This window comes from Aeromonas sp. PS2Canimalfood6, assembly GCF_048276795.1.
GTDB classification, from domain to species: domain Bacteria; phylum Pseudomonadota; class Gammaproteobacteria; order Enterobacterales; family Aeromonadaceae; genus Aeromonas; species Aeromonas caviae.
The window spans coordinates 1-18,924 of record NZ_JBLUXC010000041.1; the positions used below are offsets into that span (position 1 = coordinate 1).

At 60.2% G+C, this 18,924-nt stretch carries 18 protein-coding genes; 7 read left to right on the forward strand and 11 right to left on the reverse strand.

What is annotated here, in order from left to right; translation table 11 throughout:
- Positions 1-314 precede the first annotated feature (314 nt).
- On the forward strand, positions 315-1,070 hold the full coding sequence (locus ACNPAA_RS15355) for a hypothetical protein (protein ID WP_052815447.1): 756 nt from the start codon (positions 315-317) through the stop codon (positions 1,068-1,070).
- A 60-nt stretch (positions 1,071-1,130) separates the two neighbouring features.
- On the forward strand, positions 1,131-1,793 hold the full coding sequence (locus ACNPAA_RS15360; RefSeq protein WP_201871450.1) for a DUF2987 domain-containing protein: 663 nt from the start codon (positions 1,131-1,133) through the stop codon (positions 1,791-1,793).
- A 71-nt stretch (positions 1,794-1,864) separates the two neighbouring features.
- Here the strand turns inward: ACNPAA_RS15360 and ttcA are convergent, their stop codons facing one another.
- The 11 genes from ttcA to ccoN form a co-directional block, all read right to left on the reverse strand.
- Positions 1,865-2,773: a tRNA 2-thiocytidine(32) synthetase TtcA gene (gene ttcA / locus ACNPAA_RS15365; protein ID WP_010674783.1), complete on the reverse strand. Its 909-nt coding sequence runs from the start codon at positions 2,771-2,773 to the stop codon at positions 1,865-1,867.
- A gap of 67 nt (positions 2,774-2,840) precedes the next feature.
- Positions 2,841-3,788: a universal stress protein UspE gene (gene uspE / locus ACNPAA_RS15370; RefSeq protein WP_417891851.1), complete on the reverse strand. Its 948-nt coding sequence runs from the start codon at positions 3,786-3,788 to the stop codon at positions 2,841-2,843.
- Between the two features lie 136 nt (positions 3,789-3,924).
- The gene (locus ACNPAA_RS15375) at positions 3,925-4,680 is read right to left on the reverse strand and encodes an FNR family transcription factor (RefSeq protein WP_010674781.1); all 756 of its coding nucleotides are present in this window, start codon (positions 4,678-4,680) and stop codon (positions 3,925-3,927) included.
- 68 nt (positions 4,681-4,748) lie between these two features.
- Positions 4,749-5,435, reverse strand: coding sequence for a sulfite exporter TauE/SafE family protein (locus ACNPAA_RS15380; protein WP_010674780.1), 687 nt, complete (start codon positions 5,433-5,435; stop codon positions 4,749-4,751).
- Positions 5,419-5,625, reverse strand: coding sequence for a cbb3-type cytochrome oxidase assembly protein CcoS (ccoS, locus tag ACNPAA_RS15385; RefSeq protein WP_041211434.1), 207 nt, complete (start codon positions 5,623-5,625; stop codon positions 5,419-5,421). Before ccoS ends, ACNPAA_RS15380 begins: the two co-directional genes overlap by 17 nt.
- Before the next feature lie 82 nt (positions 5,626-5,707).
- On the reverse strand, positions 5,708-8,104 hold the full coding sequence (locus ACNPAA_RS15390) for a heavy metal translocating P-type ATPase (protein ID WP_049637152.1): 2,397 nt from the start codon (positions 8,102-8,104) through the stop codon (positions 5,708-5,710).
- 88 nt (positions 8,105-8,192) lie between these two features.
- Complete coding sequence (locus ACNPAA_RS15395) at positions 8,193-8,681, reverse strand: FixH family protein (protein WP_010674777.1); 489 nt, start codon at positions 8,679-8,681, stop codon at positions 8,193-8,195.
- Between the two features lie 113 nt (positions 8,682-8,794).
- On the reverse strand, positions 8,795-9,784 hold the full coding sequence (ccoP, locus tag ACNPAA_RS15400; protein WP_039040785.1) for a cytochrome-c oxidase, cbb3-type subunit III: 990 nt from the start codon (positions 9,782-9,784) through the stop codon (positions 8,795-8,797).
- Positions 9,784-9,963, reverse strand: a complete 180-nt coding sequence (locus tag ACNPAA_RS15405; protein ID WP_010674775.1) for a CcoQ/FixQ family Cbb3-type cytochrome c oxidase assembly chaperone — start codon at positions 9,961-9,963, stop codon at positions 9,784-9,786. Before ACNPAA_RS15405 ends, ccoP begins: the two co-directional genes overlap by 1 nt.
- A gap of 11 nt (positions 9,964-9,974) precedes the next feature.
- Positions 9,975-10,589, reverse strand: a complete 615-nt coding sequence (gene ccoO / locus ACNPAA_RS15410) for a cytochrome-c oxidase, cbb3-type subunit II (RefSeq protein ID WP_010674774.1) — start codon at positions 10,587-10,589, stop codon at positions 9,975-9,977.
- 18 nt (positions 10,590-10,607) lie between these two features.
- Positions 10,608-12,032, reverse strand: coding sequence for a cytochrome-c oxidase, cbb3-type subunit I (gene ccoN, locus ACNPAA_RS15415; protein WP_103243111.1), 1,425 nt, complete (start codon positions 12,030-12,032; stop codon positions 10,608-10,610).
- 279 nt (positions 12,033-12,311) lie between these two features.
- On the opposite strand from ccoN, the gene ACNPAA_RS15420 reads away from it, so the two are divergent.
- From ACNPAA_RS15420 to pepN, 5 genes are all read left to right on the forward strand, one after another.
- Positions 12,312-12,770 (forward strand): hypothetical protein, encoded by a 459-nt coding sequence (locus ACNPAA_RS15420; protein ID WP_103243112.1) that lies wholly within the window; start codon positions 12,312-12,314, stop codon positions 12,768-12,770.
- Positions 12,771-12,878: 108 nt separating this feature from the next.
- Positions 12,879-13,337, forward strand: a complete 459-nt coding sequence (locus tag ACNPAA_RS15425; protein WP_010674771.1) for a GAF domain-containing protein — start codon at positions 12,879-12,881, stop codon at positions 13,335-13,337.
- Between the two features lie 101 nt (positions 13,338-13,438).
- Positions 13,439-14,083 (forward strand): RNA chaperone ProQ, encoded by a 645-nt coding sequence (proQ, locus tag ACNPAA_RS15430; RefSeq protein ID WP_201871451.1) that lies wholly within the window; start codon positions 13,439-13,441, stop codon positions 14,081-14,083.
- An 8-nt stretch (positions 14,084-14,091) separates the two neighbouring features.
- Complete coding sequence (prc, locus tag ACNPAA_RS15435; RefSeq protein ID WP_041211433.1) at positions 14,092-16,107, forward strand: carboxy terminal-processing peptidase; 2,016 nt, start codon at positions 14,092-14,094, stop codon at positions 16,105-16,107.
- Positions 16,108-16,236: 129 nt separating this feature from the next.
- Entirely contained in the window at positions 16,237-18,861 is a 2,625-nt protein-coding gene (gene pepN, locus ACNPAA_RS15440) for an aminopeptidase N (RefSeq protein ID WP_113070252.1), read from the forward strand.
- Positions 18,862-18,924 lie beyond the last annotated feature (63 nt).

Here is an 18,924-nt window from a genome sequence, read left to right on the forward strand (position 1 = left end):
GCGTGGTGCAATCAGGCCGCCCGATGAAGCAGGAACCCGGTACTGCGCGAGCAGCTATCACCCAGTAATGGGAATCCCCCTCCTGTGACGCGAAGCGCTAAGGTGGGGGAGGATGTCAACATCCTACTCCCGTTGGACAGAGGGGCCAAGGGTGAGGGGAACTTCATCAAGTAGGGCTGCAAGGCCTTTGGTATCAATGGCTTTCTGAACGGAAGATAACAGGAAAAACGGCTACGCATGCCGGTTCAAACCGCTATAATGTGCCACCTTGGATCAGTCGTCAGTGAATGTTGGACAGTCAATTGAGTAATAGAATGCGGATCGGTGGAACCCTCGAACAGTCCCTCAGCCAGGGATATCGTCTGGACCTGCAAGGGGTGTTGAAAGAGGGGTGGCAACAGACTCGTCGCACCGGTTTCGGATTGGCGCTGGCCATCGCCGGGGTCATGGCAATCTGGATCCTGCTGAGCAATACCTTGCTGACGCCCTATGTCGCCCGTGAAGGAGGGGATATGGATATGGCCCTGATCCTGAGCCTGCTGGTCACGGTGATCATGTCACCCATGACCTCCTCCCTCGACATGCTGGGGTTGCAGCAGTCGGTGGGGGTACGCGCCCGGCCGAGCCAGGTGTTCGACTTCTTCCGCCACTTCCTGCGCCTGGGCAGCCTGAGTCTGCTCGGCAGCCTCATCACCAGCCTGTTTGGACCCCTGTTCGAGCTGCTGGGTGTGCCTGTGATGCTGGCCTTCATCCCTTCCGCCCTGGTGGGCATGGGGCTGGTGTTTACCGTACCTCTGGTGCTGGAGCGCGGTCTTTCCCCGGCTCAGGCCATTCTGGTCTCCCTCAAGCTCTTTGCCCGGGGCTGGCCCAGCATAGTGCTGCTGCACGGGGTCATGCTGGCACTCTTCTTCCTGGCGCTCATCCCCATGGGGCTGGGACTTATCTGGGTGGCGCCGCTCTACTTCAACTGCAAGGGCATTCTCTACCGGGATCTGTGTGGGGTGGCAGTCGAAGTGACCGAGGTTGCCAGTGGCAACAACGGGCAGGGCCCGGATCATTTCAACGCATAATGGAATACCAGGGGTCAGCCGGTGTCGACCCGCCCGGAGCATGATGCAAAAGGATGGCATATGAACAAGCGATACGGGATGGCGGCGCTCCTGCTGATGCCCATGCTGGGACAGGCTGAGCCGTCCCTTGAACTCGACTACGGCACCTTCTACAGCCAGATGAAGACCTTCGCCAAGGGGGAATTTGGCCACGCCAGACTGGGCTTTTATCTGGCCAGTCAACAGAACGGTCGGCGCTGCGGGCTCACCTCGGCCCGGGTCTCGACCCCGGACAGGGATGTGCCCGCCGAGGTCACTGTGGATGGCGAACTGCGTCTGCCCTATGACGATGATCTCAACCTCGACAAGGCGATCGTGGTGGTGGGGCTCACCGAGGCACATGCAGCCTGCGATCTGTCGGTACAGGTGATGGCCGACGCCCCCGCCACACCCGAGGTGCCGCTGGCCGAGCTCGTCTCGCGCCAGCAGCAGATGCAGCGATTGCTCGACAAGATGGCCGGCATGGTCGGCCAGTATTTCCTGCCCAAGATGGAAGGGGTGCGGATCTCCATGGTGGCGCCCGCAGGCACAGCCTACCTTGTGGAGGGTGCCCGTCAGGAGGCCGTCTCCTGGCAGCAGGGGCAACTGCTGCTCAGCAATGCGCAGTTGAAGGGGTTTGCCCAGGGCAAGCTGCAACTGCAAGGGGAGATCCTGCGCCTGACCCCCTGGCTGCACAAGGGGTAGCGACCCGAGTCCGCAGATTGCCAGAATGAGAAAAGGAGCGCCTGGCGCTCCTTTTCTGTGGGTGACGGGGCTTAGCGCACCTCAATCACGTCCAGCATGTCCATCTCGTCGATGTCCAGCAGCGGCGCCTTGGGCAGCTCTGGCGGATCAAATGCCTTGTCGCCACCGTCGATGATGCCGGAGTCGCGGTTGATGCTCTTGAAGTCAAACAGCTGGTGATCGAGCAGGTGGCTCGGGATCACGTCCTGAATGGCGGTGAACATGGTCTCAAGACGGCCCGGGAAGCGGCGATCCCACTCCTGCATCATCTGCTTGATGGCCTGGCGCTGCAGGTTCTCCTGGGAGCCGCACAGGTTGCAGGGGATGATGGGGAAGGCCTTGACCTCTGCATAGCGCACCAGGTCTTTCTCCTTGCAGTAAGCAAGGGGGCGGATCACCACGTTCTTGCCATCGTCGCTCACCAGCTTGGGGGGCATGGATTTGAGCTTGCCACCGTAGAACATGTTGAGGAACAGAGTCTCGAGGATGTCGTCACGGTGATGGCCAAGGGCGATCTTGGTGCAGCCCAGCTCCTGGGCGGTGCGATACAGAATACCGCGGCGCAGGCGGGAGCAGAGCGCGCAGGTGGTCTTGCCCTCCGGTACTTTTTCCTTGACGATGGAGTAGGTATCTTCTTCCACGATCTTGAAGTCGATGCCGAGGGTGCTCAGGTATTCAGGCAGCACGTGCTCGGGGAAGCCGGGTTGTTTCTGATCCAGGTTGACGGCCACCAGATCGAAATGGATGGGGGCGCTGGCCTTCAGGCTCATCAGGATGTCGAGCATGGCAAAGCTGTCCTTGCCGCCAGACAGGCAGACCATGATCTTGTCACCCTCTTCAATCATGTTGAAGTCGGCGATGGCCTGGCCCACGTTGCGCCGCAGGCGTTTCTGCAGCTTGTTGAAACTGTATTTCTCTTTGGCGTTAAGCTCTTCTAGCATGGCCTCAAACCCGGGACAAAAATAAGCGGCTTATTATAGCCATGTCCCGGGGGAGGGCAAGAAACGCTTATGCAGGATGACGCCTGTCATCCACAGGGCAGCTGTAATCGTCGGGTTTGAGGATGAGAATGTCGCAGTTGAGCCTGTCCACCACGTGCTCGGCGGTGTTGCCAAGCAGGGCGGCAGAGAGGCCGGTACGGCCGACGCATCCCATGATCATCAGGGTGGTATTCAGTTCGTCCGCCATGTCCGGCAGCACCTCCTCCGGCAAGCCTTCCGCCACCTTGGTCCACATGTGGTTGATGCCGAACTGATCGGCATGTTCCCGCAGCAGATCTTCATGGTGTTTGCGAATGGCATCGTTGTAGGCGTTGGGATCGAACTCTGGCAGTTCGATGGCGACATTGACCGGAGTGCCCGGGTAGGTGTTGACCAGATAGAGACTGGCACCAAGCAGCTCGGCGATGGCGATCCCCTCGCGGGTGATCCGCTCGTTGAGCACCTTCTGCTCCTTGTCATCGCTCGAGCAGTTGATGGCGGCAATCAGGTTGCCCCCCCGTTGCCAGTGCCCTTCTTTTACCAGCAGAACCGGACAGGGGCATTTGCGCAGCAGGTGCCAGTCGGTGGGGGTGAAGATGAAGGTTTGCAGGAAGGAGTGCTTGTGAGTCGCCTTGACGACCAGATCGTGACGCTGCTCCAGCACTTCCTGAATGACGCACTCGAAGGGACGGTTGTGCCAGAGCACTTTCACTTCGCATTCCAGCCCTCTGGCCCGATAGGGAGTGAGGATCTCGTCGAGCCACTCCCGACGTTGGGCGATGACACCATGGCGCATCTCTTCCCGCTCGTCTGCCGAGAGCATGGCGGTCATCTCGTAAGAGAAGTCGTAAATCGTCAGGAGCAGGGTCAGCTGGGCGCCCTCATCCAGCTCGGCGACCTTGACCGCGCGCTCGAGCGCAATCTGGCGCTCCTCCTCGGGATTGATCACCACCAGAATGTTTCGGTACTTGACCATGTTCTCCTCCTTGGCAAAAAGGCCAATGATAGCAACTCTTTAGCTATTACAGCTTAGTCCAAGGGGGGAGGCGGCAAGGTGTGCCGGATCAAATTTCAGGGTGCTCCGATCCGGCAAAAGAGGAAATAAACGGGGATTAACCGCAGGGAGGACGAGTGGCTCCGGCCATGACGCCCAAGGCAACGTTGTCCAGTACAGTAATGTATTTGCCTTTGACGCTGATAAGACCGGATTTCTGGAAACGGCCCAGCAGGCGGCTGATGGTCTCGACGGTGAGACCGAGGTAGTTGCCGATGTCTCCACGGGTCATGGAGAGGCGGAACTCCTTGGCGGAGAAGCCGCGCTCGGAGAAACGAACCGAGAGATTGTGCAGGAAGGCAGCGAGGCGCTCTTCGGCGTTCTTTTTGGAGAGCAGCAGTATCATCTCCTGGTCGCCCATGATCTCGTTGCTCATCAGCCGCATGATCTGCTGGCGCAGTTTGGGCATCTTGCCAGAGAGGTCGTCGAGCACATCGAACGGTATTTCGCACACCATGGCGGTTTCCAGCGCCTGGGCGAAGGAGGGGTGGGCCTGCTTGTGGATGGCGTCGAAACCGACCAGATCACCGGCGAGGTGGAAGGCGGTGATCTGTTCGTCACCCTGTTCGGTGATGGTGTATGACTTGATGGTCCCGGAACGTATGGCATAGAGCGACTTGAGCTCATCGCCGGCCTTGAACAACTCTTCACCCTTCTGGAACGGCTTTTTGCGCTCGATGATGCTGTCGAGCTGATCGAGCTCGTTATCGTTCAGGGTGAAGGGGATGCAGAGCTGGCTGATGCTGCAATCCTGGCAATGAATTGCACAGCCACCGCTCTGAATACGTCTGCCAGGTTTCTTGTCCGGGATCATAGGCTCAAATGAATAATTGATTTATATCAAACAAGTTTACCACCATCTCATCCGTTTTGGATAGGGTTTCAAAAGGACGCCATCCCGATCCAGAGGGTGTGGATCCCGTAGGCAATAAGCAGCAAGGCGCCCCCAAGGCGCAGGCTGCGCAGGGTGAGCCAGTAGCGCAATCGGTCTGCCAGCCCCCCTAGCGCAAACAGGGTCGGCAGGGTGCCGAGGCCGAAAAAGAGCATGATGAGTGCCCCGCCACTCGCGGAGCCTGCGGCAGCGCTCCAGGTCAGCATGGAGTAGACGAGGCCGCAAGGGAGCCAGCCCCATATCATACCAAAGGGGAGGGCCTGCCTGGCTGATGTAAACGGGAGAAACCTGCCTGCCAGCGGCTTGATGAGAGGCCAGAACTTCGCACCGATGCGCTCGAGCAGCAAGACGCCATGCCACCAGCCAGCCAAGTAGAGGCCGAGCGCTATCATCAGCAGGGCGGCGATGAGGCGAAGCCCTGCCAGGGCGTGTTTGCCAGCGCCTATCTCCGTGGTGGTGGCGAGCAAGCCGCCCACCAGCGCGCCCGCCAGCACATAGCTCAGGATGCGCCCCAGGTTGTAGTTGAGCAGATAACCGAGCCTGCCCCAAAAATGCTGCTTCTCGGCAGGTATGGCCATGGAGAGCGCTGCGGACACGCCGCCACACATGCCGATACAGTGGCCGGCACCGGCAAGCCCGACCAGCAGGGCGCCCATGAGGTCAAGGCTGCTGGTCATGGGGCCTGTTTTCCTGTTCTGCTTGTTGTTCAGAGGGGGGCAAGGGGCGCTGCTCCTCGTCAAACAGGATGTTGGAGCCCTGCCTGTCGAGATCCTCGAACTGCTCGGAGCGGATGGCCCAGAAGAAGACGGCGCCGGCAATGACAACGAACAGGATGGCGATGGGGATGAGGACGAAGATAATGTTCATGGCGCGGACCCTGTGGTGAAAGGGGGATGATAACCCGGCGAGGCAAGAGGTGCCGCCACCCGGGAGGATGCCAGATGGCTGCTCACCGGTTGAGCCGCATGGAGTTGGTGACCACGATGAGGGAGCTCAGGGACATGCCAGCAGCCGCCAGATAAGGGGGGAGCCAGCCACTTGCAGCCAGCGGCAGCACAAGCAGGTTGTAGCCGATGGACCAGGCAAAGTTCTCCTTGATGATCTTGCGAGTGCGCAGGGCCAGGGCCCGGGCGGCCAGCAGACGGGAGAGATCGTCGGCCAGCAGGATGGCGTCGGCACTGTTCTTGGCCAGATCCGTGCCCCCCGCCATGGCAAAGGACGCGTGGGCGCCGGCCAGCACAGGGGCGTCGTTGATGCCATCTCCCACCATGATGCTGATATCCCCGGCCGCTTCCCGGGCCTTGAGATAGGCCAGCTTGCCGTCCGGGGTGACCCCTTTTACCAGCTCATCGACCCCCAGCTCGCGGGCCAGCATGTCCGCCTGGTCCGAACCGTCGCCGGTGAGAATGGTGGTTTGCAGGCCTGCCTCCTTGAAGGCCTGGATCAGTGCACCGGCATCGGGGCGCAGCGTGTCGGCCAGGATGAAACGGGCCAGCAGTCCGTGTTCATCGGCCAGATAGATGGTCAGCCCTTGAGCGGCATTCTCTTCTTGCGCCAGCTCGAGCCAGCGTGCACTGCCGATGCGGTAATGCTTGCCCTCAATTACTCCCTGCACGCCGTGGCCGATGACGGGGGTGACGTCGCTGGCGGCGAGCGGCACCCCGTCCGCCAGTGGTTTGCTTCGAAACGCACGGGCGATGGGGTGCTCGGAGTAGGTCTCCAGGGCATGGGCGAGTGCGAGGCAGCGGGCTGCGTCGAGCTCGCCGAGGGGCTGGGTGCTCACCAGGCTGATGTTGCCCGTGGTCAGGGTTCCCGTCTTGTCCATCACGATGCGGTTGGCCCGGGTCAGAATGTCCAGCACGTGGCCGCGGCGCAGCAGGATGCCGCTGCGGGTCAGGTTGGCAGTGGCCGAGGTCAGTGCGGTCGGGGTGGCCAGCGAGAGGGCGCAGGGACAGGTCGCCACCAGCACCGCCAGGGTGACCCAGAAGGCCCGCTCGGGCTGATGAAAATGCCAGAAGGTCCAGACCGCGGACGCAATGATCAGGAGCACCAGGATAAAGTGGCGCGACAGCACGTCCGCCAGTTGGGCGATGGCGGGCTTGTCGTCCAGAGCATGATCCTGCAGGCGCATGATCTGGGCCAGACGCGACTCTTCAATGGGATGGCTGACCCGGATCTCCAGGGGGGCATCGGTATTGATGGTGCCTGCATAGACGGGATCCCCGGCCTGCTTGAGCAGAGGCAACTGTTCGCCAGTCAGCATGGATTCGTTGAGGCTGGCCTGGCCCAAGGTGACGATGCCGTCTGCCGGCAGGGTGGCCCCCGCGAGTACCCGCACCCTGTCTCCGACTCGCAGCGTCTTGGCGGCCACCTCGTGTTCGCCGTCATCATCGATGCGGGTCGCCATGATGGGCACCAGACGCGCCAGGTTGGAGCTCGACTCCGACGCCTTGCGCCTCGCTCGTAGTTCCAGCAGACGGCCCAACAGCAGGAAAAAGACGAACATGGTGATGGAGTCGTAATAGACCTCACCCGTGTTGAAGACCGTGGCCCAGATGGAGGCGACGAAGGCGCCGATCAGTGCCAGCGACACCGACACATCCATGGAGAGGTGCCCCTGCTTCAGGCTGCGCCATGCCCCCACGTAAAAAGGCTGGGCCGAGTAGATCATGATGGGGGTGGAGAGCAGAAGGCTTATCCACTTGAAGTAGATCATGAACTCCTCTTCCACGCTGATGAAGAGGTCCATGTAGAGTGCCACGGCGCACATCATCACCTGCATGGAGCCAAGGCCGGCCAGCGCCATGCGGAACATGTAGCTGCGCACCTCTTTGGCGTAGAGCGCTTCCTGCTGATGAGTCTGGAAGGGATAGGCGCGATAGCCGACCCTGGCAAAGCCCTTGAGAATGTCGCTCAAAGAGAGCTGGGCCGGATCCCACTTGATGCGGGCGCGATGGGTGGTGGTATTGACGTTGATGTAACGCAGACCGCGCAGGGTCATCAGGTGCCGCTCGATGAGCCAGGCACAGGCGGCGCAGGTCAAACCTTCCACCGTCAGTTGGATCTCGCGCGTAGTTTCGCGACCCGTACCGGTGTCGGTGACGAACTCCTGCTGCACCTCCGCCAGATCGTAGTGGGTGAGGGCGGCGAGCTCTTCGGGCACCAGTTCCCCCTTGATGCCGGGAGCGGTGCGGTGTTCGTAATAACTGGCGAGGCCGCATTCGAGAATGGTCTGTGCCACGGCCTGACAGCCAGGGCAACACATCGGCTGAGCGATGCCTTTGATCTCGAGAGTAAAGTTACTGCCAGTGGGAACCGGTTCACCACAGTGAAAACAGCCGGTCATGGTGATCATCCCTCTTTGATGCAGCCCTGCAGGCCGGGTCGGGGAGAAGGGCGGCTGACCGGCGTGCCGATCACCCTGCCTTCGTGATTCAACGTCCCTTGGGATCGAGCTCAATCGCTGCCTGAGTCGGCAGTTGTGCCGTCTCCTGGAGGCGCCATTCATGGTTGAAGGCATCGACCCGCACGTGCCACTTGCCGGTGAGGGGCTTGTCGAGCATCAGGCGATAGACTCCCTTGCCATCGGCCGTCAGCAGATGTTCGCTGTCCAGGCCCGCCAACGTGGGATGAAACAGGGAGAGGTGCAGTGCCTGCCCGAGGGGGAAATCCCCGGACAGTGGATTTAACGTCAGCTCCTTGTCGCTGACATTGAGGGCGATACGGATGCCGAGCGCCTCGGCGCGATCGAACTTGCTGAGATCCTGGTTAATCTCCTTGCCCTGCTTGTAGTAGTCCTCCGCCACCAGGTTGACCCCATCCTTGCTGGCAATGATGGCGGTGGCGATGCTGCCTACCACGGCGGCGCAGGGGAGGGCGATGATGAACCAGGGCCAGAATTGGCGATACCAGGGTTGAGTCATGATGCTACCGAAACAAATGGTTAACGAAATGGCGGTAATTCAGCCAACACAAGATAACAAAAAGCCTCGAAGAGTCGAGGCTTTTTGCTGATTAATCACGTGCTTATCACATGTTACTGCTGATTTTGCCGATCGTTGTGGGACAAGCTGTAAACGTAGGAAGCGAGCAGATGTACCTTGTCTTCCCCCAGAATGTCCTTCCAGGCCGGCATCACGCCGTGGCGCCCGTGGGTGATGGTCTGTTCGACCACCTGACGGGAGCCGCCATAGAGCCAGATGTTGTTGGTGAGATCCGGTGCGCCGAAGGCGATGCCGCCCTTGGCATCCGGACCGTGGCAGGCGGCGCACATGGCAAAGCGTGCTTCCCCTTTCTTGGCTTCCACCAGATCAACCTTACGACCGGAGAGGCTCAGCACATAGGAGGCAACCTCTTTCACCCCGTCCTGACCCAGGATCTCGCCCCAGGCGGCCATGATCCCCTGACGACCGCCCATGATGGTGGTCTTGATCTGGTCGGGTGCGCCGCCCCACTGCCATTCGCTGTCGGTCAGGTTCGGGAAACCGCGACCACCGCGGGCATCGGAGCCATGACACTGGGAACAGTTTTGCAGGAACAGGCGCTGACCCACCTTCAGGGCTTCCGGATCCTTGGCGATCTCGGTGATCTCCTTGTAGCTCTTGCCGTCAGCCTGATAGGTCAGCTCGCGGAACTTGGCGCCGTAGATCTCGTCGGCCTTGGCGAGTTCCCGGTCGTATTCCACCGCGCGTCCTTCGGCCTTGGCAGACTCGGCCGCCGCCTTGGACTCGGCCAGGGAACGCACATCCTGGTTGGAGCTCTGCCAGCCCAGCAGACCCTTGAAGTTGCCAAGGCCCGGGAAGGCGAGCAGGTAGATGAGCCCGGTGACGATGAAGAAGAGGAACATATAGGACCACCACTTCGGCAGGGGATTGTTGATCTCCTCGATGCCGTCGAAGGTGTGACCCATGGGTTTGCCCTCTTCGGCTCCCATCTTGTCCTTCATGCACCAGGCCAGCAGCAGGAAGCAGCCGAGAATGGTGCCAAGGCTTATGACGGTCACAAAAATGCTAAACAGAGTGCTCATTATTGCTTCGCTCCTGCGTTCTTGTTATCAGCACTGGGTTGCTCGTCATCGGCAAAAACCAGGTTGGCGGCCTCGTCGAAAGAAGCCTTGCGGCGCTTGCTGTAGGCCCAGACGATGATGCCAATCATGATGACCATCAGCAGCAGGGTGTACAGGCCGCGAAATGTGCCGTAATCCATATCCCGACTCCTTATTTCAGGGCATGGCCCAGTGATTGCAGATAGGCGATCAGCGCATCCAGCTCGGTCTTGCCCTTGACGGCCTCACCGGCGCCAGCGATGTCGGCATCGGTATAGGGCACGCCGAAGTGATCCCGGAACAGAGCCAGCTTCTTGCCAGTCAACTCGCCGCTCAGCACATTGGTCTCGAGCCAGGGGAAGGCCGGCATGTTGGACTCGGGCACCACGTCACGCGGGTTGATGAGGTGGGCGCGATGCCAGTCATCGGAGTAGCGGCCGCCGACCCGGGCCAGATCCGGGCCGGTACGCTTGGAGCCCCACAGGAAGGGGTGCTCCCAGACGCTCTCGCCGGCAACCGAGTAGTGGCCGTAGCGTTCGGTCTCGGCGCGGAACGGGCGGATCATCTGGCTGTGGCAGACGGTGCAGCCTTCGCGGATGTAGATGTCGCGTCCTTCCATCTGCAGGGCGGTGTAGGGCTTGAGGCCCTCCACCGGCTCGTTGGTCTGCTTCTGGAAGAACAGGGGGGTGATTTCCACCAGGCCCCCCAGGCTGATGGCGAAGATGATGCCAATCACCAGCATGGGGACGCTTTTTTCAAAAATCTCGTGACGGTTGTTGTTGCTCATGCTTTAAACCCCTTCAAATCAGGCTGGCTGTGCGACGGGTTCTAGAGAACCCTTGGGCGCAGTGACGGTGCGATAGGCGTTGTAGGCCATCAGCAGCATGCCGGTGACGAAGAAGCAGCCACCCAGGAAGCGCACGAAGTAGAAGGGATAGGAAGCTTGCAGCGCCTCCACGAAGCTGTAGGTCAGGGTGCCGTCATCGTTGACCGCACGCCACATCAGGCCCTGCATCACACCGGAAATCCACATGGCGACGATATAGAGCACGGTGCCCACGGTGGCCAGCCAGAAGTGGACGTTGATGAGCTTGATGCTGTACATGCGCCCCTGCCCGAACAGGTTCGGGATCAGGTGGTAGACGGCACCGATGGACACCATGGCAACCCAGCCCAGGGCACCGGAGTGAACGTGACCGATAGTCCAGTCGGTGTAGTGGGAGAGGGCGTTGACGGTTTTGATCGCCATCATGGGGCCTTCGAAGGTCGACATGCCGTAGAACGACAGGGAGACGATCAGGAAGCGCAGAATGGGGTCATAACGCAGCTTGTGCCAGGCACCCGAGAGGGTCATGATGCCGTTGATCATGCCGCCCCAGGAGGGCACGAACAGGATAAGGGACATCACCATGCCTAGCGACTGGGCCCAGTCAGGCAGGGCGGTATAGTGCAGGTGGTGCGGACCGGCCCAGATATAGAGGGAGATCAGCGCCCAGAAGTGCACGATGGAGAGGCGGTAGGAGTAGACGGGGCGACCCGCCTGCTTGGGCACGAAATAGTACATCATGCCAAGGAAGCCCGCCGTCAGCAGGAAGCCCACCGCGTTGTGGCCATACCACCACTGCACCATGGCATCCATGGCACCGGAGTACATGGAGTAGGACTTCATGCCGGAGAGCGGCACTTCCATGTTGTTGACGATGTGCAGCACGGCAACCGTGATGATGAAGGCACCGAAGAACCAGTTCGCCACGTAGATGTGGGAGGTGGTGCGCTTGGCCAGGGTGCCGAAGAAGACGATGGCATAGCTCACCCAGACCACGGCGATGGCGATGTCGATGGGCCACTCCAGCTCGGCGTACTCTTTGGAGGTGGTGTACCCCAGCGGCAGCGAGATGGCTGCAGACAGAATGATCGCCTGCCAGCCCCAGAACACGAAGGAGGCGAGGGGACCACCAAACAGTCGGACCTGACAGGTGCGCTGCACCACGTAGAAGGAAGTGGCCATCAGGGCGCTGCAACCAAATGCGAAGATGACCGCATTGGTATGCAGGGGACGCAGACGGCTGTACGTCAGCCAGGGGGTGTCGAAGTTGAGGGCAGGCCAGATCAGCTGGGCTGCAATCAATACACCCACCGACATGCCGACGATACCCCAGACAATCGTCATGACGGTGAACTGGCGCACAACGGTATAGTTGTACTCAGGGTGGTTTGTTGTATGGCTCATCGTTGTATTCCGCTTCCGATGCTGTTGTTAGTGTTGCCCGGTGTCCTGGGCCATTTTCACCCCGGTTTTGCAAAATCCCCTCGTTAACATCTGTTAATAAAAGGAAAAGCAAAAGGTGGTTAAATGAAAATCCATTGAGAATGATACTGAAATGACCGGTAAAATAACAGTACAAACAGTGATATATTTGGCTCCAGCGGGTCTCATGTCCGCCAGTTTTTACCTTGCGCCAGATCACGAAAATTACATTTTCAAAGTACCTTACAGAGCTGTTTTTTCATGAAAGAGAGACTCACTTCACGCAAAATCGTCCACCTGTCCATGGTGCTGGTCATTTTGCTCTCCCTGATGGCCTATCGAACCTGGTTTTCAGGCACAGGAAGCGACCATGCAGAGGGCACCAATGTTCAGATTTGTGATCTGTCCCACAGCCCCTGCCGCCTCATCGTCGGGGATCGCCCGCTGACGGTCAGCATCGATGGCTTGCCGATCCGCCCTGAACATGACTTTGTCCTGCGCCTTCAAGGGGGTGTGCCGGCCATCACGCCGGTCAAGGCCTGGCTCGAGGGCAAGGAGATGTTCATGGGGCTCATCCCCGTGCTGTTTGAACCCAGCCAAACGGGGTGGCGAGGGGTGACCCAGGTGGGAAGTTGTACGACCGAGGCGATGGACTGGCTCCTGACCATCGAGTGGAGCAATGGCCAGCGCCATCAACTGACGTTGGGCGCGGCACGTTGAACGGACTCTCATCGGGCCCCAGGAGGGGGGATAATTGAAAATTGATTTGAAATTTTCAGGCAGGACGGTACCTTGCATTGATTATCAAGGAGTGAAGTTCATTTAATCATGATTGAAAAACAAGCATTTTATCGCACGCTCAACCAGCAGGCCCAGGCATTGCTGGAGGGCGAACCCGACATGATCGCCACCCTGGCAAACCTGTCTGCCCTGCTCAATCAGGAACTGGCTGACATCAACTGGGTTGGTTTCTACCTGCTGCAGGGCGAGACCCTGGTGCTCGGCCCGTTCCAGGGCAAGCCGGCCTGTGTGCGCATCCCGGTCGGTCGCGGCGTCTGTGGCACTGCGGTTGCCGAGGGCAAGACCCAGCTGGTGGACGACGTGCACCAGTTCGCGGGGCACATTGCGTGCGACGGTGCCAGCAACTCGGAAATCGTCATCCCGCTGCGCCGTGGCGGGGAGATCATCGGGGTGCTGGACATCGACAGTCCAATCTTTAACCGCTTTGACGAGCAGGACCGGATTGGCCTCGAAGAAACGGTGCAAATTTTGGAAAGCATGCTCTAAGTCATTGCTAGATGGTTCGCAAAAGGTCCCAAGCTCTCTATAATGGGGCCTTTGTTGTGTTCGGGCATGCCCGTGCGTCTATATGAAAGCCAAGGTTATACATGGAAAACACTGAAAAGCTGAAGAACAGTAAAGAGATCGTCGCCTACCTGGTCGAGAAATTCCCGGCCTGCTTCATCGCTGAAGGAGAGGCCAAGCCACTCAAGATTGGCATCTTCCAGGATCTGGCCGCGCGTCTTGCTGATGACGAGAGAGTCTCCAAGACCATGCTGCGCTCTGCTCTGCGTCAATACACCTCCAGCTGGCGTTACCTGCATGGCCTCAAGGCTGGCCAGGCCCGTGTCGATCTGGACGGCAACCCGGGCGAGCTGCTCACCGAAGAGCACATCGAGCATGCCAAACAGGCGCTCAAGGAGAGCAAGGAACGTGTCTTTGCCAGCCGTCGCACCAACACCAAGGAGAAGGAAGACAAGCCCAAGCAGCCGCGTCGCAACGCGCCGCGCAAGGCTGACGCTCCCCGCTCCGACAAGCCCAAGTCCGCCCCTGTTCCCAAGGCTGCCCCGGTCGCCGATGCGCCGCTGGTGAAAGTGGATGCCGCTACCCTGAAAGTCGAGCAGGGCGTGCGCGTCGTGCTGGGCAAGTCCCCTGTGCCTGCGACCATCAAGGAAGTGACCAAGGATGACGTACAGGTTCAATTGCAGACCGGCATGATGTTGCGGGTCAAGTTCGAGCATCTGGTTCTCTAAGGAGACGAATGTTGAAGCATGGCGTGATTCGTTTTTCACTCGTTGCCTGTAGCCTGGCGCTTGCCGGGCTCGCACAGGCCATCGAGCCGGTGCTCAAGGAAAGTGATTTGCCTGTGTTGGCTCAAGAGAGCCAACATGCTACGGCCAGCAAGCGAATTGCCAATCTGTTTACCCGCTCCCACTACAAACAGTTCAAGCTGGACGACGCCTTTTCCTCCGTGATCTTTGACAAGTATCTGGAGAATCTGGACTACAGCCGCAACCTGTTTCTGGCCTCTGACATCAGCCGTTTTGAGAAATATCGTACCGGTTTTGACACCGACCTCGAGCGAGGGCGACTGGCTCCTGCCTACGAGATGTTCAACCTGAGTCAGCAGCGGCGGTACGAGCGGTTCGAATACGCCCTCAAACTGCTCGACACTCCCTTCGATTTTACCCAGAAAGACAATTACGTCTTCGATCGGGAAGGGGCTCCCTGGCCCAAGGATGAAGCCGAGCTCAACGAGCTGTGGCGTCAGCGGGTCAAGTTCGATGCCCTGAGCCTCAAGCTCAGCGGCAAGGAGTGGCCCGAGATCAAGGAGCTGCTTGGCAAGCGTTACAACAACGCCATCAAGCGGATGTCCCAGACCGAGAGCGAGGACGTGTTCCAGCTCTTCATGAACTCCTTCGCCCGCGCCATCGAACCGCACACCAGCTATCTGTCTCCGCGCAGCGCCGATCGGTTCAACACCGAGATGAACCTCTCGCTGGAGGGGATTGGTGCCGTGCTGCAGGCGGAAGATGACTTCACCGTCATCCGCTCCCTGGTGCCCGGTGGCCCGGCGGCCAAGTCCAATCACCTGAAACCCGATGACAAGATCACCGGGGTGGGGCAGGACGACGGCAAGATTGTGGATGTCATAGGCTGGCGTCTTGACGACGTGGTCGAGCTCATCAAGGGGCCCAAGGGCAGCAAGGTGAAGCTGGAGATCCAGCGCGGCAAGGGCGCGACCGCCAAGACCGAGCTGGTGGAGCTGGTGCGTGACAAGGTGCGTCTGGAAGACAGAGCCGCCAAGTCCAAGGTGATCACCGCCGAGGGCAAGAAGATCGGCGTGCTCGAGATCCCGAGCTTCTACGTCAACCTGCACGACGACGTGATCAAGGAGATCTCCAGCCTCAACAAGCAGAAGATCGACGGCCTCATCGTCGATCTGCGCGGCAACGGTGGCGGTGCCCTGACGGAAGCCTCCGCCCTGAGCGGTCTCTTCTTTGCCAGCGGCCCCGTGGTGCAGATCCGTGATCACATGGGTCGCATCACCGTCAATGGTGACGACGACGGCAATGTCTACTACGGTGGCCCCATGTCGGTGATGATCGACCGCTACAGCGCCTCGGCCTCCGAGATCTTCGCTGCCGCCATGCAGGACTATGGTCGTGCGCTGATCCTCGGCGAAAACTCGTTCGGCAAGGGGACGGTGCAGCAGCATCGCAGCCTCGCCAAGGTCTATGACTTCTACGAGCAGCCGCTGGGTCACGTGCAGTACACCATCGCCAAGTTCTACCGTATCGATGGCGGCAGCACCCAGAACAAGGGAGTTGCACCCGATATCGCCTTCCCGACTGCGGTAGCGCCGGGTGAGACGGGGGAGAGCCGCGAGTTCAACGCCTTGCCCTGGGACAAGATTGCCTCGGCCAGCTACGAGCGACTGGGGGACTTCTCCAGCCTGCTGCCCAAGCTGAAAGCGGCCCACGAGGCACGGATCACCAAGGATCCGGAATTTGCCTATGTGCTGCAGGACATCAAGGAGTATCAGGCGGACAAGGACAAGAAGTCGGTCTCCCTGAACGAAGCCGAGCGGCTGGCTGAACAGGCCAAACAGGACGAGAAGGCGCTGGCGCGAGCCAACGAGCGGCTGACCCGTCTTGGCAAGCCGACGGTGAAGAGCCTGGATGAACTGCCGACCGATTTCGAGGCACCTGACGAATACCAGGTGGAAGCGGCCAACATCACGGCGGATCTGGCCACCCTCAGCAAGAAGAGCTGATGCTGGCAACGAAATGACAAGGGCGACTCGGGTCGCCCTTTCTTTTGCCTGAATGCAAACTATTTGACCCTGTCCGAGCCTTGTGACAGCCTCTGACACGTCAATAACAAAGCGTGGAAGCACACAATAATGACTGAACAACCTCAGGCCATGACGGCCAAATATCGCCAGGATTACCAGGCTCCCCTCTATTGGTGTGACAGCCTGGATCTCGATTTTCAGCTGCAAGAGCCCCTGACCCGGGTCACCGCCATCTCCCGTTTGCGTCGCAGCGGCGATCACAACGAACCCCTGGTGCTGGACGGCGAGGGGCTTGACCTTGTCAGCGTCAGTGTGGATGGCGTGCCCTATCAGCAATACGAGCAGGGAGAGAGCAGCCTGACCCTGTTCAACCTGCCGGCCGAGTGCGTGCTGACCGTGGTCACCAACATTGATCCCGCCGCCAACACGGCGCTGGAGGGGCTCTACAAATCCGGCGATGCCTATTGCACCCAGTGCGAGGCCGAGGGCTTTCGTCGTATCACCTATTACATGGACAGGCCAGACATCCTGGCCCGTTACAGTACCCGTATCACCGCCGACAAGGCCAAGTACCCCTATCTGCTCTCCAACGGCAACAAGGTCGCGAGCGGCGATCTGGACGACGGTCGCCACTTCGTGCAGTGGCAGGATCCCTTCCCCAAGCCGAGCTACCTCTTCGCCTTGGTGGCGGGGGACTTCGATGTGGAGCGCAATCACTACACCACCCGGAGTGGTCGCGATGTGGCGCTGGAAATCTTCGTGGACAAGGGCAACCTGGACCGCGCCGGTTTCGCCATGGAGAGCCTCATCCACTCCATGCGCTGGGATGAACAGCGCTTTGGCCTCGAATACGATCTCGACATCTACATGATCGTGGCGGTGGACTTCTTCAACATGGGGGCCATGGAGAACAAGGGGCTCAACATCTTCAACTCCAAGTTCGTGCTGGCCAACCCGGCCACTGCCACCGATGCGGACTACCACGGCATCGAGCGGGTGATCGGTCACGAATATTTCCACAACTGGACCGGCAACCGCGTCACCTGCCGCGACTGGTTCCAGTTAAGCCTCAAAGAGGGGCTGACGGTGTTCCGGGATCAGGAGTTCTCCTCCGATCTGGGGTCGCGCGGCGTCAACCGCATCAACAACGTGCGCACCGTGCGCGGTCCGCAGTTTGCCGAAGATGCCGGCCCCATGGCCCACCCCATCCGCCCGGATGTGGTGATCGAGATGAACAACTTCTACACCCTGACCGTCTACGAGAAGGGCTCTGAAGTGATCCGCATGATGCACACCCTGCTGGGGGAGGACGCCTTCCTGGCGGGCATGCGCCTCTACTTCGAGCGTCACGACGGCTCTGCCGCCACCTGCGACGACTTCGTGCAGGCGATGGAGGATGCCTCCGGGGTGGATCTCGTTCGCTTCCGCCGCTGGTACAGCCAGTCCGGCACCCCCGAGCTCACCGTGACCGACGAGTACGATGCCACGAGTGGTGTTTATCGTCTGCACGTGAGCCAGCACACCCCGCCGACCCAGGATCAGCCACAAAAGCTGCCGCTGCATATCCCCCTCGACATCGAGCTCTACGATGCACAGGGTACCGTCATCCCGCTGCAATACCAGGGCAAGGCCATCGGCAATGTGCTGGACGTGCTGGAAGCACAGCAGACTTTCGAATTCGATCGGGTGCCGGTCAGACCGGTACCCTCCCTGCTGAGGGACTTCTCCGCCCCGGTCAAGCTGCACTATGACTATAGCGACGAGGCCCTGGCCTTCCTGATGCGCCATGCCCGCAACGAGTTTGCCCGCTGGGATGCGGCGCAGATGCTGATCAACAAGGCGGTGATCGACGGGGTGGCGCGGGTCCAGCACGGGCAGAGGGTTGAACTCTCCCACACCCTGCTGGCGGCCTTTGTTGCCATTCTGGACGAGGCTGCACTGGATCCCGCCCTCAAGGCAGAGATCCTGGCCCTGCCGGGGGAGGCGACCCTGGCCGAGCTGTTCGAGGTGGCCGATATCGACGCCATCCACCAGGTGCGCAACGGGATCCAGACCGCATTGGCCCACGCCTTCGGCGACCGCCTGCTGGCGTGCTACGAGAGCCTGCGTCTGCCGGCTTATCAGGTGGTCCATGCCGACATGGCCAAACGGGCCCTCAAGGGCGTGGTGCTGGGTTATCTGGCGGCGCTGGATGCCGCGAAGGCCGATACCCTGGTGCGCGAGCAGTACGGGGCCGCCGACAACATGACCGACACCCTGGCTGCACTCCAGGTGGCCAACAGCCATCTGCTGCCGTGCCGCGCCGCGCTTTTGGCCGACTTCGAAGGCAAGTGGGCCCATGATGGCCTGGTACTGGACAACTGGCTGCGGCTGGTGGGCGCCAAGCCGGCCAAGGATGTGCTCGATGACGTGAAGCAGGCGATGGCGCACCCGACCTTCAGCATCCGCAACCCGAACCGGCTGCGGGCGCTCATCGGCAGCTTCGCCATGAACAACCAGGTGCAGTTCCACGCCGCCGATGGCAGCGGCTATCGCTTCCTGACCGATCTCTTGATCGAGCTCAACGAGGTCAATCCCCAGGTGGCGTCCCGCCTCATCACCCCGCTTATCCAGTTCAAGCGGCTCGATGAGGGGCGCAAGGCGCTGGTTCGCGCCGAGCTGACCCGCCTGGCCAACCTGGACGGGCTGGCGCGGGATCTGTTCGAGAAGGTGAGCAAGGCGCTGGCACAATAAGCGTCACGACGGCGGGCAGGGGAGTCTGGCTCTCCTGCCCGTTTTTCATGGATGACCAGGAGG